This is a genomic window from Amycolatopsis sp. lyj-84 (assembly GCF_046549075.1).
Classification (GTDB): Bacteria; Actinomycetota; Actinomycetes; order Mycobacteriales; family Pseudonocardiaceae; genus Amycolatopsis.
Genome location: NZ_JAJPWO010000007.1, coordinates 198,136 through 212,912, shown reverse-complemented (window position 1 = coordinate 212,912; position 14,777 = coordinate 198,136). Strand labels below are relative to the sequence as shown.

12 protein-coding genes are annotated in these 14,777 nt (G+C 68.5%); 11 read left to right on the top strand and 1 reads right to left on the bottom strand.

Annotation, left to right across the window (positions count from 1 at the left end):
- Window positions 1-73: 73 nt before the first annotated feature.
- Window positions 74-3,868, bottom strand: coding sequence for a helix-turn-helix domain-containing protein (locus ACLJRM_RS22470; RefSeq protein WP_410664196.1), 3,795 nt, complete (start codon window positions 3,866-3,868; stop codon window positions 74-76).
- 194 nt (window positions 3,869-4,062) lie between these two features.
- Here ACLJRM_RS22470 and ACLJRM_RS22465 point away from each other — a divergent pair, with 194 nt between their 5' ends.
- The 11 genes from ACLJRM_RS22465 (at window position 4,063) to ACLJRM_RS22415 (ending at window position 14,728) form a co-directional block, all read left to right on the top strand.
- Entirely contained in the window at window positions 4,063-5,058 is a 996-nt protein-coding gene (locus ACLJRM_RS22465; protein WP_410664195.1) for an LLM class flavin-dependent oxidoreductase, read from the top strand.
- Between the two features lie 436 nt (window positions 5,059-5,494).
- Window positions 5,495-6,289 carry an MlaE family ABC transporter permease gene (locus ACLJRM_RS22460; RefSeq protein WP_076155564.1) on the top strand — a complete coding sequence of 265 codons (795 nt, stop codon included), beginning with the start codon at window positions 5,495-5,497 and terminating at the stop codon, window positions 6,287-6,289.
- The gene (locus tag ACLJRM_RS22455; RefSeq protein WP_101609801.1) at window positions 6,289-7,140 is read left to right on the top strand and encodes an MlaE family ABC transporter permease; all 852 of its coding nucleotides are present in this window, start codon (window positions 6,289-6,291) and stop codon (window positions 7,138-7,140) included. The genes ACLJRM_RS22460 and ACLJRM_RS22455 overlap by 1 nt, the downstream gene beginning before the upstream one ends.
- Window positions 7,137-8,411, top strand: coding sequence for an MCE family protein (locus ACLJRM_RS22450; protein ID WP_410664194.1), 1,275 nt, complete (start codon window positions 7,137-7,139; stop codon window positions 8,409-8,411). The genes ACLJRM_RS22455 and ACLJRM_RS22450 overlap by 4 nt, the downstream gene beginning before the upstream one ends.
- The gene (locus ACLJRM_RS22445; RefSeq protein WP_101609803.1) at window positions 8,408-9,409 is read left to right on the top strand and encodes an MCE family protein; all 1,002 of its coding nucleotides are present in this window, start codon (window positions 8,408-8,410) and stop codon (window positions 9,407-9,409) included. Before ACLJRM_RS22450 ends, ACLJRM_RS22445 begins: the two co-directional genes overlap by 4 nt.
- Window positions 9,406-10,395, top strand: coding sequence for an MCE family protein (locus tag ACLJRM_RS22440; protein WP_168214383.1), 990 nt, complete (start codon window positions 9,406-9,408; stop codon window positions 10,393-10,395). The genes ACLJRM_RS22445 and ACLJRM_RS22440 overlap by 4 nt, the downstream gene beginning before the upstream one ends.
- Window positions 10,392-11,384 carry an MCE family protein gene (locus ACLJRM_RS22435; RefSeq protein ID WP_410664193.1) on the top strand — a complete coding sequence of 331 codons (993 nt, stop codon included), beginning with the start codon at window positions 10,392-10,394 and terminating at the stop codon, window positions 11,382-11,384. Before ACLJRM_RS22440 ends, ACLJRM_RS22435 begins: the two co-directional genes overlap by 4 nt.
- The gene (locus tag ACLJRM_RS22430; protein WP_101609806.1) at window positions 11,384-12,439 is read left to right on the top strand and encodes an MCE family protein; all 1,056 of its coding nucleotides are present in this window, start codon (window positions 11,384-11,386) and stop codon (window positions 12,437-12,439) included. Before ACLJRM_RS22435 ends, ACLJRM_RS22430 begins: the two co-directional genes overlap by 1 nt.
- A complete protein-coding gene (locus ACLJRM_RS22425; protein WP_101609807.1) occupies window positions 12,439-13,632 on the top strand; it encodes an MCE family protein in 1,194 nt (397 codons plus the stop codon). Before ACLJRM_RS22430 ends, ACLJRM_RS22425 begins: the two co-directional genes overlap by 1 nt.
- Complete coding sequence (locus ACLJRM_RS22420; protein ID WP_101609808.1) at window positions 13,617-14,120, top strand: hypothetical protein; 504 nt, start codon at window positions 13,617-13,619, stop codon at window positions 14,118-14,120. Before ACLJRM_RS22425 ends, ACLJRM_RS22420 begins: the two co-directional genes overlap by 16 nt.
- Entirely contained in the window at window positions 14,117-14,728 is a 612-nt protein-coding gene (locus tag ACLJRM_RS22415; protein WP_410664192.1) for a hypothetical protein, read from the top strand. The genes ACLJRM_RS22420 and ACLJRM_RS22415 overlap by 4 nt, the downstream gene beginning before the upstream one ends.
- The last annotated feature ends 49 nt before the right edge of the window (window positions 14,729-14,777 follow it).

Genomic DNA, 14,777 nt, shown 5'->3' with positions numbered 1-14,777 from the left:
CTAGCGCCTATTCGTTGTTCGGTGTCACGCCGCCGTCACCGAACAACAACGCCGAACAACGAATCGGCGGTGGTCACGGGCACGGAGGCTTGTAGTCGAGCCCCGGCAGGTGTTGCTCCCACTCGGCCGCCGTGATCCGGGGGTGGACGGTCGCGCAGATGCGTTCGGCGGCCCGCTCGGGGCTCGTTTCCCACAACCGCACGCTGCCGTCCGCGACGGAGCCCGCGAGCGTGTGCCCGTCGGGTGCGAACGCCACGGCGTTGACCCGGTCGACATCGTCGGTCAGGTTGGCCGACGAGCGGACCGTCCCTGGATCGGAGACATCCCATAGTCGCACGGACCGGTCGTAGCTGCCGGTCGCGAAGGTCTTCCCGTCACCGCTGAACGCCACCGAGATGACGTTGTCGGTGTGCCCGGCGAGCAGTGCCGCCTCCCGGGGCGCCGCCGGATCGGCCACGTCCCAGAGCCGCGCGGTGCGGTCGGCGCTGCCGGTGGCGGCGAGTTTGCCGTCCGGGCTGTAGGCCACCGAGAACACCGTGTCGGAGTGGCCCTTCAGCACCGAAAGCTGCTTCGGCGCCTTCACCATGGAGATGTCCCACAGCCGCGCGGTGTGATCCCACCCGCCGCTCAGCAGGGTGCGGCCGTCCGGGCTGAACGCGATCGAATGGACATCGTCCTCGTGCCCGGTGAGGGTCGCGAGTTCGACCGGCCGCCGGATGTCGGCCACGTCCCACAGCTTCACCGTGTGCCCGCTGCCCGCCGTCGCGAGCGTCCGGCCGTCCGCGCTGAACGCGACCGGGTCGATCTCCTCCTCCGGCCGGTAGAAGACCCCGGTGTCGACAGGCTCGCGCGGATCGGTGACGTCGATAAGCCGCATCGTGTGGTCCCACGAACCGGCGGCGAGGGTCCGGCCGTCCGGGCTGAACGCGAGACCGCAGACGCCCTGGCCGAAGCCCGCGACCTTGCCCACCTCGCGCGGGTTCCGGGTGTCGGCGACGTCGACCAGGCGGACCACGCCGTCCTGGCTGCCGGTGGCCAGCAGTTTCCCGTCGGCGCTGTACACCGCCCGGCAGGCCGATCTCGCCGGACCGCTGATCGCGGGCCCCGGCAGATCCCACAGCCGCACCGTCTGGTCGTCGCTCGCGGTCACCAGCGTGCGGCCGTCCTGGGAGAACACCGCCCAGACCACCGCCGCGGTGTGCCCGGTGAGCGGCGGTTTCTCGCGCGGCTTCGCAGGATCGGTGATGTCCCACAGCCGCGCGTTGCGGTCGAAACCGGTCGTCGCCAGCGTCGTCCCGTCGGGGCTGAACGCCACGGACCGCACGATGGTCTTGTGCGCGGTCATCGTCCCCAGCGGAACCGGCGCCATCGGGTCGGCGATGTTCCACAGGCGCGCGCTCAGGTCGATGCTCGCGGTGGCGAGGGTGCGGCCGTCCGGGCTGAACGCCGCGGAGTGGACGCCGGCGGTGTGCCCGGTCACCACCCCGAGCGGCTTCGCCTTGAGCGGGTCGGCGACATCCCACAGCCGCGCTGTCTTGTCCGCGCCCGTCGAGACGAGTGTCCGCCCGTCCGGGGCGTAGGCGAGCCCGTTGACGTTGCCGGTGTGCCCGGGGAGGGTCGCCACGAGCACCGGTTTCGCGAGGTCGCGGACGTCGAACAGGCGCACCGTGCCGTCGCCGTCCGAGGTGGCGAGCACCGCCGCCTTCGGGCTGAACGCCACCGCGTTGACCCGGCTCGGATGCTCCCCGACCACCACGCCCTGCCCGGGTTTCGCCGGATCGGCGACATTCCACAGCCGCGCGGTCTTGTCCCAGCCCGCCGTCGCGACCGCGCCGCCGTCGGCGCTGAACGACACCGAGTTGACGTTGGCGGTGTGCCCGGACAACGTGGCCAGTTCGACCGGGTGATGAGGGTTCTTGACGTCCCACAGCTTGGCCGTCTGGTCCCAGCTCCCGGTCACCATCACCTGGCCGTCACCGCGCAGGGCGGCCGAATTGACCCGATGGCCGTGTCCGGAGACCCGGGTCGAGTACGGCGACTCGAACATCCCGAGCACGCTGCCGCGGGTGTCCACGCTCGGATCGACGCGGTACGCCGCGAGCGCGAGCTGCGCGGCCAATGCCGGGTTCGTCGCCCGCATCTCGATGGCCTGCCCGGCGACCTTCTGCGCGAGCGCGCTGTTGCGCTGGCTGGTCGCGGTCTGCTCGGCGCGGACGGCGTACACCATCGCGGCCGTCGCCAGCACCAGCAGCACGGCCAGGAGCGCGACCAGCTGGCGCAGCCGCCGGGTGCGACGGCGCGCGACGGCCTGCTCATGGTTCTCGATGGCCACACTCGCGTCGAGGAACCGGCGCTCACGCTGGGAGAGCGCGCTGTCGTGCTCACTCGCCCACTCCGTGGCGATGGCCAGCCGCGCGCCGCGGTGGAGCCAGCCGTCGTCGCGGCCGACCGATTCCCACGCGTCGGTCGCCTCGGTGAGCTGGCGGTGCACGCGCAGGCCCTCACGGTCCTGGGCGAGCCATTCGCGCAGGCGCGGCCAGCCGCGGATCAGCGCTTCGTGCGCGATCTCGATGCCGTTGTCGTCGAGGGTGACCAGCCGCGACGACGCCAGCCTGTCCAGCACGACGGCGACGTCGGGATCGTCGGCGTCCAGCTCGTCGCGGGTGATGCGGCGTTTGGTGTCCTCGGTGCCCTCGCCGAGCGCGGTCATCCGCAGGAAGATCTGGTTCGCCAGCCGCTGCTGGTGTTCGCTCAGCGCGGTGAACGTGTGCTCGGACGTCTGCGCGACCGACCGTTCGATCCCACCTGTGGACTCGTAACCGGTGAGGGTGAGCGTGTTGCCGTGACGGCGGCGCCAGGTCTCCAGCAGCGCGTGCGAGAGCAGCGGCAGCACGCCGGGCTGCCCGGTCGCGTCGGCGACCAGCCGCGAGACCAGCGCGTTCTCGACGCGGTACCCGGCGTCGATCGCGGGACGCGAGATGGCCTGCCGGAGCTCCTCGGTGCTCATCGGGCCGACGAGGATCTGCGCGTCCTGCATGGCCTCGACCAGCCCGGGATGCCGCGCGCAGTGGGTGTAGAAGTCGGTGCGGATGCCGAGGACGACCCTGGTCCGGCTCTCCGGCTCGGTCGTCGCGGTGACCAGCGCGGACAGGAAGGCGGCTCGCTCGTCGGCGTCCTGGCAGAGCGTGAAGACCTCTTCGAACTGGTCGACGACCAGGACGACGTCACCCTCGCGGTCGGCGACCAGCTGACGGGCGGCGAGGCCGAGGTTGCGCGGATGCTCGGTGAACTCGGCGAGCAGCCCGCCGGGAGCGAGCCCGAGCGCCGCCCCGAACTGGACCGCGCACTCCTGAAGCGGCCGCGAACCGGGGGTCATCAGCACCGTGACGGAGGTCTCGCCGACGGCGGGCAGAAGACCCGCCCGGAGCAAGGAGGACTTACCGGAACCCGATGCTCCCAGAACGGCCAGGAATCGCTGCCCCGAAAGCCTTGTCACCAGTTTTTCGACAAGTCGTTCGCGTCCGAAGAATCGGCCCGCGTCATCCGGCCCGAATGCGGTCAGGCCGATATAAGGGGCGGATTCCCCATTCAGCGGCACAAGCTGTGAATCGCTGACTCCGGTACGCGTGCGCTCGGTCACGTCGTGCCATCGGGCTTCCCACTCCGCCTCGGGACCGTCACAGGCCCGGACGTAGGCCAAGGCCACCGCCAAGCTGGGCATCTTCTTCCCGCCGGCGGCTTCGGAGAGGGTGCCCGCGGAGTAGTGGGCACGCCTGCCCAGCTCTCGGTACGTCGGGTTCCCGGCTTTCTCCCGCAGGCGCCGGAGATCGGCGGCGAACTCCAGCAACGGATCGTCCCCAGGGCCCAAAGGTCGCTCCGGACGCGGCACCTCAATCCTTTCTTTTCAGTGGTTTTCCCACGGTCGCATTCGGGGGCAACCGTACCGTGAAAACCGATGAAGCCCGCCGAGTATCGGACACATCGCGTCGGTTAATTTCGATCGAGTGACAGGTGCCCGATGTCACGGGAAGGGATCGGGGCCCGGGCGCGTTGTACCGAAGCGTGACCTCTTTGCCTGACATCCCGCTGTCCGTGCTCGATCTCTCGCCCGTCGTGGCCGGGGGCGGCGTTGGCGACTCGCTGCGCAACACCCTCGACCTCGCCCGCCGGACCGAAGCACTCGGCTATCACCGGTACTGGCTCGCCGAGCACCACAACATGCCCGGTATCGCGAGCTCCGCGACCGCCGTGATGATCGGCCAGGTCGCGGCCGCCACCGAACGCATCAGGGTCGGCTCCGGCGGGGTCATGCTGCCGAACCACGCGCCACTGGTGGTCGCCGAGCAGTTCGGCACCCTGGAGGCGTTCCACCCCGGCCGGATCGACCTCGGCATCGGCCGCGCCCCGGGTACCGACCAGCGGACCGCGCTGGCGCTGCGCGGCCCCGGCGGGCTCACCGCGGAGAACTTCCCGCAGCAGTTCGCGGAACTGCTGGCCTACTTCGAGCACTCCGACCAGCGCGCCGTCAACGCCGTGACCGCCGAGGGCAACAAGCCGCCGGTCTGGCTGCTCGGTTCGAGCGGCTTCTCCGCACGCATGGCGGGCGAGCTCGGCCTGCCGTTCTCCTTCGCCCATCACTTCAGCGCCGAGAACACGCTGCCCGCCGTCGCGCTCTACCGCGACTCGTTCAAACCGTCGGACGTCCTGGACGAGCCGTACGTCATGCTCGGCGTCTCCGTCGTGGCCGCCGAGACCGACGAGCGGGCCCGGTACCTGGCCGCGCCCAGCGGCCTGACCTTCCTCAGCCTGCGCAAGGGCCGTCCCATCCCGCTGCCGACACCGGAGGACGCCGCGGCCTACCCGTACACCGACATCGAGCGCGTGTTCATCGAGGACCGGGCCGCGAGCAGCATCATCGGTTCGCCCGAGACGGTCCACAAGGGACTCGAGACGCTGCTGACCGACACGGGCGCGAACGAGCTGATGATCACGACCATGGTGCACGACCAGGCGGACCGGGTGCGGTCCTACGAACTGGTGGCGGACCTGGCTCGCTGACCGGGCCCCCAAGAGCGCTATGAAAGGCCCGTTACTTGCAAATTTTGCAAGTAACGGGCCTTTCATGTCACTTGAGGAGGGCGCGGACGAGACCCGGGCTCGAGACTCGAGGACCGCTCGAGACTCCAAGCGGGTGACCCACCCGCCGTCACTCACCCTCGCCGGGCCTCCCCGCCACCGAACACGAACGAACGGACAAGACCCACCCCCACCTTTGTCACAAAGGAACAAGAATTCACCGGTTACCAGGACGTGATGTCTTGATCACACCGAAGTTCTTGTCACCAAGCAGGCGCGTGATTAGCGTACCGACCAGTAGCAAACAGCACGGTAACACCCCGTTGACCCTATTCAACGATTCCGTTCCTCCATTCGGAGCAAAGGAATAGCGCAAGCTGGGGTGTATTCGCCGTGCCCGGAAAACTGGAGGGTCGGCGTGGGCGTCCGGACTAACGCACCCTCATTTCCCGGCGCGGGTGCGCTCCGGGAGACCGGCAGGCTCTACTCACTCGGCCTCGACGTCGTCCGCCTGACCTTCCGGCGGCCGTTCCAGGCCCGCGAGCTGATCCAGCAGTTCTGGTTCATCGCGAGTGTGTCGATCCTGCCGACGGCGCTGGTCGCGATCCCGTTCGGCGCGGTGATCGCGCTGCACATCGGCTCGCTGACCGCGCAGATCGGCGCGCAGTCCTTCACCGGCGCGGCCAGTGTGCTGGCGATCATCCAGCAGGCCAGCCCGATCGTGACCGCGCTGCTGATCGCGGGCGCCGGCGGTTCGGCGATGTGCGCGGACCTCGGGTCCCGCACGATCCGCGAGGAGATCGACGCGATGGAGGTGCTCGGGGTCTCCCCGATCCAGCGCCTGATCGTGCCGAGGGTGCTCGCCGCGATGGGCGTCTCCGCATTCCTCAACGGAATGGTCAGTGTGGTCGGCGTCCTCGGCGGCTATTTTTTCAACGTCATCATGCAGAACGGGACACCGGGTGCGTATCTGGCCAGTTTCTCCGCTCTCGCGCAACTGCCGGACCTCTGGATCAGCGAGATCAAGGCGGTCATCTTCGGTTTCGTCGCGGCGATCGTCGCGTCTTATCGCGGGCTCAATCCCAAGGGTGGCCCGAAAGGCGTCGGTGACGCGGTGAACCAATCCGTGGTGATCACGTTCCTTCTCCTGTTCCTGTTGAACCTGGTGCTGACGACGCTTTACCTGCAGCTCGTCCCGGCGAAGGGCAGCTGATGACCACGACGACACCCACCCGCGCCACGCGGGTCCGCGAGGCCGTGGACCGCCGGTTCGGGTTCCTGGACACGCTCGGCGACCAGATCCTCTTCTTCCTCAAGGCACTCGCCTGGGTGCCGCGCGCGCTGCACCGCTATCTCCGCGAGATCACCCGCCTGCTGGCCGAAGTCAGCTTCGGCAGCGGCGCGCTCGCGGTCATCGGCGGCACGATCGGCGTGATGATCGGGATGACCGTGTTCACCGGCACGGTCGTCGGGCTCCAGGGGTACTCGGCGCTCAACCAGGTCGGCACGTCGGCGTTCGCCGGGTTCGTCTCCGCGTACTTCAACACCCGCGAGATCGCGCCGCTCGTCGCGGGCCTGGCGTTGTCGGCCACCGTCGGCTGCGGCTTCACCGCGCAGCTGGGCGCGATGCGGATCTCCGAGGAGATCGACGCGCTCGAGGTGATGGGCATCCCCAGCGTCCCGTACCTGGTGACCACCCGGATCATCGCGGGCTTCCTCGCGGTCATCCCGTTGTACGCGATCGGCCTGCTGACCTCGTATCTCGCGTCGCGCCAGATCACCGTCTGGTTCTACGGCCAGTCCGCGGGCACCTACGACCACTACTTCCTGCTGTTCCTGCCACCGGGCGACGTGCTCTGGTCGTTCGGCAAGGTGCTGGTGTTCAGCGTCGTGATCGTGCTCGCCCACTGTTACTACGGTTTCCGGGCGAGCGGCGGACCGGCGGGTGTCGGGGTGGCCGTCGGGCGGGGGGTGCGGACGGCGATCGTGGCCGTCAGCGTGCTGGACTTCTTCCTCAGCCTCGCGATCTGGGGCGCGACCACGACGGTGCAGGTGGCCGGATGAGCCGGCGCGGGCTGCGCAAAGCCGGGGTCAGGACGGCCGGGGTGTTGTTCCTCGTGGTGATGTCCGCCCTCGTGCTGCTGTCGATCAAGATCTATCAGAAGGACTTCGTCACCTCGGTCCCGGTGACACTGCAGGCGGACCGCGTCGGCAACCAGTTGCGCGAGGGCGGGCAGGTCAAGGCGCGCGGTGTGGTGGTCGGCGAGATCCGCGGTGTCCGCGCGACCCCGGCGGGCGCGGAGATCGACCTGGCCATGGAGCCCGGCAAGGTCTCCCAGCTGCCGAAGTCCGTGTCCGCGCTGCTCGTCCCCAAGACCCTGTTCGGGGAGCGGTACGTGCAACTGTCCATTCCGGACGGATCGGCCGGTCCCTCGCTGGCCTCCGGTGACGTGATCACCCAGGACCGCTCGGCCAACGCGATCGAACTGGAGCGGGTCTTCGACAATCTGCTGCCGCTGCTCAAGGCGGTGCAGCCGCAGAAGCTCGCGACCACGCTGACCACCGTCGCCACGGCGCTGGAAGGACGCGGCGACCAGATCGGCGACACGCTGGCGACCGCGGCCGAGTACCTCAAGGAGTTCAACCCGAACCTCCCGGCGCTGAACGACAACATCCGCGACCTCGCCACGGTTTCGAGGCTGTACGGGGACATCGCGCCGGATCTGCTCGATTCGCTGAGCGCTTCGGCAGTCACCCTCGACACCGTCCAGGAGAAACGAGCCGAACTGGCCACCGTGTACCAGCAGGTGACGGCGTCTTCCCAGCATGTCACGACGTTCCTCACCAACAACCGCGCCAACATCATCGCGCTCGCCGTCGACAGCCGGGCACCGCTCGAAGTCGGCGCGAAGTACTCGCCGAGTTTCGCCTGCACGCTGGACGCGCTGGCGAAACTGAAGCCGCAGATGGACAAGGTCCTGGGCAAGGGCACCGACGAACCCGGCCTGCACGCGGAGGTCGTCGTCACCGAGTCTCGCGGCAAATACCTGCCGGGCAAGGACGACCCGGTCTACAACGCCACCGGCGAACCGCGCTGCTATCCGACGAACGGCCTGATGAGCCCGGGAATCGCGGCGACCGGCAGGGACACCGGCGCGCTGCCGTTGCTCCCCGGCGCGGAAGGCGACCTCGGCCTGGCGAACTCGCCGCAGGAACGCGAACTGATCTCGACGCTGGTCGCGCCGTCGGCCGGTATCCCCGCCGCCCAGGTCCCCGCCTGGGGCAGCGTGCTCGTCGGCCCGCTCTACCGCGGCACGGAGGTGACCCTGCGATGAGGAACTTCGTGAGCCCGCTGATCAAGGGGCTGATCTTCGTCGTCATCACGACACTGGCCACGGTGCTGCTGGCGGTGTCCATCACGAACACCGGCCTCGGCGACACCAAGACCTACAGCGCGAAATTCCTCGACGCGACGTCGCTGAACGTCGGCGACGACGTCCGGATCTCCGGGGTGCGGGTCGGCCAGATCGAGGAACTCGAGATCGCCGACCACAGCGTGGCCCGCATCAGGTTCTCGCTCGACTCGCAGCGCAGGCTCCCCGCCGACGTGAACGCGGTGATCAAGTACCGCAACATGGTCGGCCAGCGCTACATCGCCCTCGAACGCGGCAAGGGCTCCACGGAATTCCTCGAACCCGGAGCGGAGATCCCGCTGGAACGCACGACTCCCGCGCTGGACCTCACGGAACTGTTCAACGGCTTCAAACCGCTGTTCCAGGCGCTGTCGCCCAAGGACGTCAACCAGCTCTCCGGCGAGATCGTCCAGGTACTGCAGGGCGAAGGCGGCACGGTGGAAAGCCTGCTGGCGCACACGGGTTCGCTGACCACCACGCTCGCCGGCCGGGACAAGGTGATCGGCGACGTGATCACGAACCTGGACACCGTGCTGAAGACCATCAACGGCAAGGGTGACGCCCTGTCCACTTTGGTCTCGACGCTGCGCGAGCTGGTCTCCGGCCTCGCCGGCGACCGCACCGAGATCGGGGAAGCCGTCTCCGGGCTCGCGGACCTCACCACCGCCACGGCCGGTCTGCTCGAACAGGGCAGGAAACCGCTCAAGGACAGCATCAACGGCGTCGGCCTGCTCTCGGAACAACTCGTGAAGGGCAAGGCGGACATCGAACAGTCCCTCACCGTGCTTCCGGGAAAGCTGAACGAACTGGGGCGGATCAGCTCCTACGGGTCCTGGATGAACTTCTACCTGTGCTCGGCCGTCCTCCAGACCAAACCTCCCCGCGGGGTCCCGGCGACGGCGGAGAGGTGCACGTCGTGAAACCCTTCAAGGAGCGGAACCCGATCGTCATCGGTCTCGTCGGCAGCGCCGTCGCGGCCGGGCTGCTGACCGCGACGCTCAACTACGAAGACCTCCCGATCATCGGCTCCGGAACCACCTACCAGGCCGAATTCTCCGAGGCGGCCGGGTTGCAGGAGGACGACGAAGTCCGCATCGCCGGGATCAAGGTCGGCGCGGTGAGCGACGTCCGGCTCGCCGAAGACCACGTCGTCGTCAGCTTCCGGGTCAAGGACGCGTGGGTCGGCGACAAGACCGCCGCCGAGATCAAGATCAAGACCCTGCTGGGCCGGAAGTTCCTCTCGCTGCGCCCGACCGGCGAGGCGGTGCAGAACCCGAAGCAGGTCATCCCGCGCACCCGGACCGTGACGCCCTACGACGTCACCGAGGCGTTCAACGGGCTGGCCGACACCGCGGGAGCGATCGACACCGATCAGCTCGCGGAGAGCTTCACCACGCTCAGCGACACGTTCAAGAACTCGCCGGAGCACATCCGGAAGGCACTCGACGGGCTGACGTCGCTGTCGAAGACGGTCTCCTCACGGGACACCGAACTCAACAGCCTGCTGTCGAACGCGCACGGTCTCACCACGACGCTCGCGAACTCGAACGACGACTTCGCCAAGCTCCTCTCGGACGGCAATCTGCTGCTCACCGAACTGGACAACCGGCGGCAGGCGATCCACGATCTGCTCACCGGTTCGCAGGAGCTCGCCACGCAGCTCTCCGGTCTGGTGCGGGACAACAAGGACCAGCTCGGCGGCGCGCTCAGCCAGCTCGGAGAGGTGACCGACATCCTGCAGCGGCAGAACGACAATCTCGCCAAGAGCCTCGACCTCGCCGCGCCGTACTTCCGCGTGGTGAACAACTCGCTCGGCAACGGGCGCTGGGTGGACGGCTACCTGTGCGGGCTGATCCCGGAGAACCGGGACCCCTGTACGCCGAAGATTCCCGGAGGTGGCCGATGACCAGCAGGTTCGTCACCCTCGCCCTCGTACTCGCGCTGGCCGTCGTCGGCGGCCTCTGGTGGATCTTCTCCGGCAGCGGGCTCGACCGCGTCACGGTGTACTTCTCGCGCGCCGTCGGTGTCTACAGTGGATCCGACGTCCGGGTGCTCGGCGTCCGGGTCGGCCAGGTCGAATCGGTGGCCCCGGAAGGCGAACAGGTCAAGGTCGTGCTGACCGTCGAAGGCTCGACGCCGATCGCCGTCGACACCAACGTCCTGGTCGTGGCGCCGAGCGTGGTGGCCGACCGGTACGTCCAGTTCACCAAGCTCACCCGCTCCGGGAACCGGCTGGACGACGGCGCGGTCATCCCGGTCGAGCGCACCGGCACGCCGGTGGAACTCGACCAGCTCTACTCCAGCCTCGACACCCTCGCCAAGGCGCTCGGCCCCAAGGGCGCCAACGCCGACGGCGCGCTGTCGGACCTGCTGCGCACCGGCGCGAAGAACCTGCAGGGCAACGGCAAGCCGTTCAACGAGTCGGTGCGCAACTTCGCCGACCTCGCCAGGACCCTGTCCGGGAACTCGGAGAACCTGTTCGCCACCGTCGACGAACTGCAGCGGTTCACCTCGATGCTGGCGACCAACGACCGGAACGTCAGCGAGATCAACAAGCAGCTCGCCTCGGTGACCGGCACGCTGGCGCAGAACAAGAACGAACTCGCCCGCGCGCTCAACGGCCTCGGCGGCGCGTTGGCCGAGATCCAGCAGTTCATCCGCGACAACCGCGCGCTGATCAAATCCAATGTGGACAAGCTCGCGGTGACCACCGGGACGCTGGTCGACAAACGCGCCGCGCTGGCCGAAACCCTCGACACGATCCCGCTGGCGGTGACGAACGTGCTCGAGGCCATCGATCCGAAGACCGGGAAGCTGCAAAGCCGCGGCAACATGCTCGAGTACGCCCCGCTCCCGCTGCCGGTCGCCGGCGCCACCTACACCGGGGGGCGCTGATGACCGCGAAACGGAAGACCGCCGTACTCGCCGCCTGTTGCCTCGCACTCACGGCCTGCTCCTCCGATTTCAAGGGCGTCTACGACCTGCCGCTGCCCGGCGGAGCGGACATCGGCGACCATCCGTACCGGGTGACCGTGCAGTTCGCCGACGTGCTGGACCTGGTCCCCCAGGCCGCGGTGAAGGTGGGCGACGTCCCGGTCGGCCGGGTCGAGACGATCAAGCTCGGCGAAGACGGCTGGACGGCCGAAACCGTCTTGGCGGTCAACGGCGACGTCCTCCTGCCCGCCAACGCCATCGCACGGCTACGGCAGTCCAGCCTGCTCGGCGAGAAGTTCATCGAGCTCGCCCCGAGTGCGGCGAAAGCCGAAGGCAGGCTGGGCGAGGGCGGGGTGATCCCCGTCGCGAGCACGAACCGCAACCCGGAGTTCGAGGAGATCTTCGGCGCGCTGTCCCTGCTGCTCAACGGCGGCGGGATCGGCCAGCTGCAGACCATCAACCGCGAGCTGTCGAAGGTGATGGACGGCAACGAGGAGGAGATCCGCTCGTTCCTGTCCACTGTGGAACAGCTGGTGTCCAACCTGGACTCGCACCGCTCCGACATCACCTCGGCGCTCGACGGGCTCAACCAGCTCTCGACGACGCTGGCCAACCGGAAGCAGCAGGTCGAAGGCGCGCTCACCGACCTCACCCCCGGGCTCAAGAGCCTCTCCGACCAGCGCACCCAGCTCGTCTCGATGCTGCAATCGCTGGACCGGCTTTCCGGGGTCGGCGTCGACGTGATCAAGAAGAGCCGGGACGACCTCGTCGCCGATCTGACCGCGCTCGCGCCGATCCTCAAGCGGCTGGCGGACGCGGGCCAGAGCCTGCCCCAATCGCTGGAGATCCTGCCGACGTTCCCGTTCACCGACGCCGTGCGGGACGGGATCAAGGGCGACTACCTGAACGTCTACGCCTCGATGATCCCCGCGCCGGGCGTCGAACTCCCGCCCCCGGGCGAAGGTGTCCCACCGGGACTCCCGACACTGCCGCTGCCGTCCTCCGGAGGTAGCTGATGCTCACCACCCGTATCCGGATCCAGGTGATCGCGTTCGTCATCATCGCCTTGGCGACGACGGCGTTCGTCGGTGCCAGCTACGCCGGGCTCGGCCGGCTTTTCGGGGCGAGCGGATACACCGTGAAACTCGCGCTGACCGACGGCGGGGGCCTGTTCACCAACGGCGAGGTGACCTACCGCGGTGTCGCGGTCGGCCGGGTCGGCGAACTGCGGCTCACCGCCGGGGGCATGGAAGCGGATCTGCTGATCGACGACGACGCGCCGCGGATCCCGGCGAACTCGCGGGCGGTCGTGGCGAACCGGTCCGCGGTCGGCGAGCAGTTCGTCGACCTCCAGCCGCGCACCGGCGACGGGCCGTTCCTCGCCGAAGGTTCGGTCATCCCGCGTGAGGCGACGAGTGTCCCGCTGCCGGTTCAGCATCTGCTGACCGACCTGGACTCGCTGACCGCGTCCGTACCGACCGAAGATCTGCGCATCGTCGTCGACGAACTCGACAACGCCCTGCGCGGTTCCGGCGCGAACCTCCAGGTGCTGCTGGATTCCACCACCGACTTCACCAAGCGGGCCGCGCTCCACCTGCCGCAGACGGAGAAACTGCTCACCGACGGCTCGACCGTGCTCAAGACACAGGTCGACTCGTCGCTCGAATGGCGGCAGTTCAGCGACAACGCCAGGCAGTTCGCCGAACAGCTGTCCCGTTCGGACGGTGACCTGCGCAAGCTGATCGCGACCGCGCCCGACGCGGCGACCCAGCTCTCCGGTCTGCTGCGGGACAACGAGCCGGGACTGCCGATCCTGCTGGCGAACCTGCTCACCACGTCGCAGGTGTTCTCCGCGCGTACCGACGGCCTGCGGCAACTGCTGATCAACACCCCGAAGGCGGTCTCCGCGGTCGACGCGGCTGTCGACGAACAGTCCGGCAAGATCGCCCTGGTCCTGACCTTCTTCGACCCGATGCCGTGCACGAAGGGCTACGGGGGCACGCAGATCCGCGACAGCAGGGACCTTTCGGCGCTGCCGTTCAACACCGGTGCCGCGTGCACGCTCGAAAAGGGCAACCCGAGTTCGGTCCGCGGTTCGCAGAACGCGCCGAAGGGCGGCGTCCCGCCCGCCGCCGTCCCCGGCGGGTTCGGCGCCGACGGCCAGCCGACGTCCACCAGCCTCGAGGAGATGTTGTGGCTGCGCAACTGAAGATCGCGATCGCCGTGTTCACCGCGGCCTGCGCGTTCGCGGGATGGGCCGGGTACACCTGGTTCACCGCGACCGGTTCCGAGGCCGCGTCGTACGGGACCTCGCGCGACGACGCGCTGAAGAACGGACGTGAGCTCGTCGCCCGGCTGACCACCCTCGACCACCATCGGATCGACCAGGGCATCGCCGACTGGCTCGCCGCGTCGACCGGGCCGCTGCGCGACCAGCTGAGCAAGACCGACGACGCGACCAAGCAAACGCTGGCCAAGGACGCGACCGTCTCGACGGGCAAGGTGCTCGACGCGGCGATCAGCGAGCTGGACGACCACGCGGGAACGGCCAAGATGCTGGCTTCGGTGGAGATCACGATGGCGCGGGAAGGCACGGCGCCGACGACGAAGCGCAACCGGTTCGCCGCCGGGCTGACCAGGACCGGCGACGGCTGGAAGCTCAGCGCGCTCGACCAGCTCCCGGTGGGTGCGCGATGACCGCCACGGCCGACACCGCCGACCCCGAAGCCGGAGCCGATGCGGAGACCGAGCCCGAGACCACGGCCGAATCCGTCACCGAAGAGACCTCCGACGGGCCGTCCCGGCGGCCGAAGCTGCCGCTGATCCTGCTGGTCGCGGCGGCCGTGCTGGTGGCGGCGGGGGTGTGGGGCACGCTGGAGGCGAGGTCGATCACGGCGGCGCCGTCGGCGGCCAACACCGCGCTCACCGACGTCGGGGCCACGGCGGAGGTGAACTCCGCGGTGACGGTGGCGCTCAACAAGGTCTTCTCCTATTCCTACGACCGGACCGACGTCACCGAAAAGGCGGCCGCTTCGGCGCTGAGAGGTAAGGCGCTGGAGTCGTACAACCAGTTGTTCGCGCAAGTCAGGGAAAAGGCTCCGGCGCAGAAACTCGTTCTCACTACCCGCGTCTCCTCGTCTGCCGTCCAAGAACTCGGCAACGGTAAAGCACGACTGCTGGTATTCCTCGATCAAGCGGCGACCCGGGCCGACAACAATTCTTCGACAGCGGCCGCCGCGCAGCTTTCGGTCACGGCCGAACGCGAAGGCGACACCTGGGTCATCACCGACCTTGTTCCCCGGTGACAAACCGGGCATTCCCCCTTTCGTCCGCGTTATAAAACAGGAGAGAAAA

Excerpts from the sequence above, each read along its gene's own strand:
- ACLJRM_RS22455 (WP_101609801.1), top strand. The coding sequence starts at position 6,289 with ATGACCACGACGACACCCACCCGCGCCACGCGGGTCCGCGAGGCCGTG.
- ACLJRM_RS22450 (WP_410664194.1), top strand. The coding sequence starts at position 7,137 with ATGAGCCGGCGCGGGCTGCGCAAAGCCGGGGTCAGGACGGCCGGGGTG.
- ACLJRM_RS22445 (WP_101609803.1), top strand. The coding sequence starts at position 8,408 with ATGAGGAACTTCGTGAGCCCGCTGATCAAGGGGCTGATCTTCGTCGTC.
- ACLJRM_RS22435 (WP_410664193.1), top strand. The coding sequence starts at position 10,392 with ATGACCAGCAGGTTCGTCACCCTCGCCCTCGTACTCGCGCTGGCCGTC.
- ACLJRM_RS22430 (WP_101609806.1), top strand. The coding sequence starts at position 11,384 with ATGACCGCGAAACGGAAGACCGCCGTACTCGCCGCCTGTTGCCTCGCA.
- ACLJRM_RS22425 (WP_101609807.1), top strand. The coding sequence starts at position 12,439 with ATGCTCACCACCCGTATCCGGATCCAGGTGATCGCGTTCGTCATCATC.
- ACLJRM_RS22415 (WP_410664192.1), top strand. The coding sequence starts at position 14,117 with ATGACCGCCACGGCCGACACCGCCGACCCCGAAGCCGGAGCCGATGCG.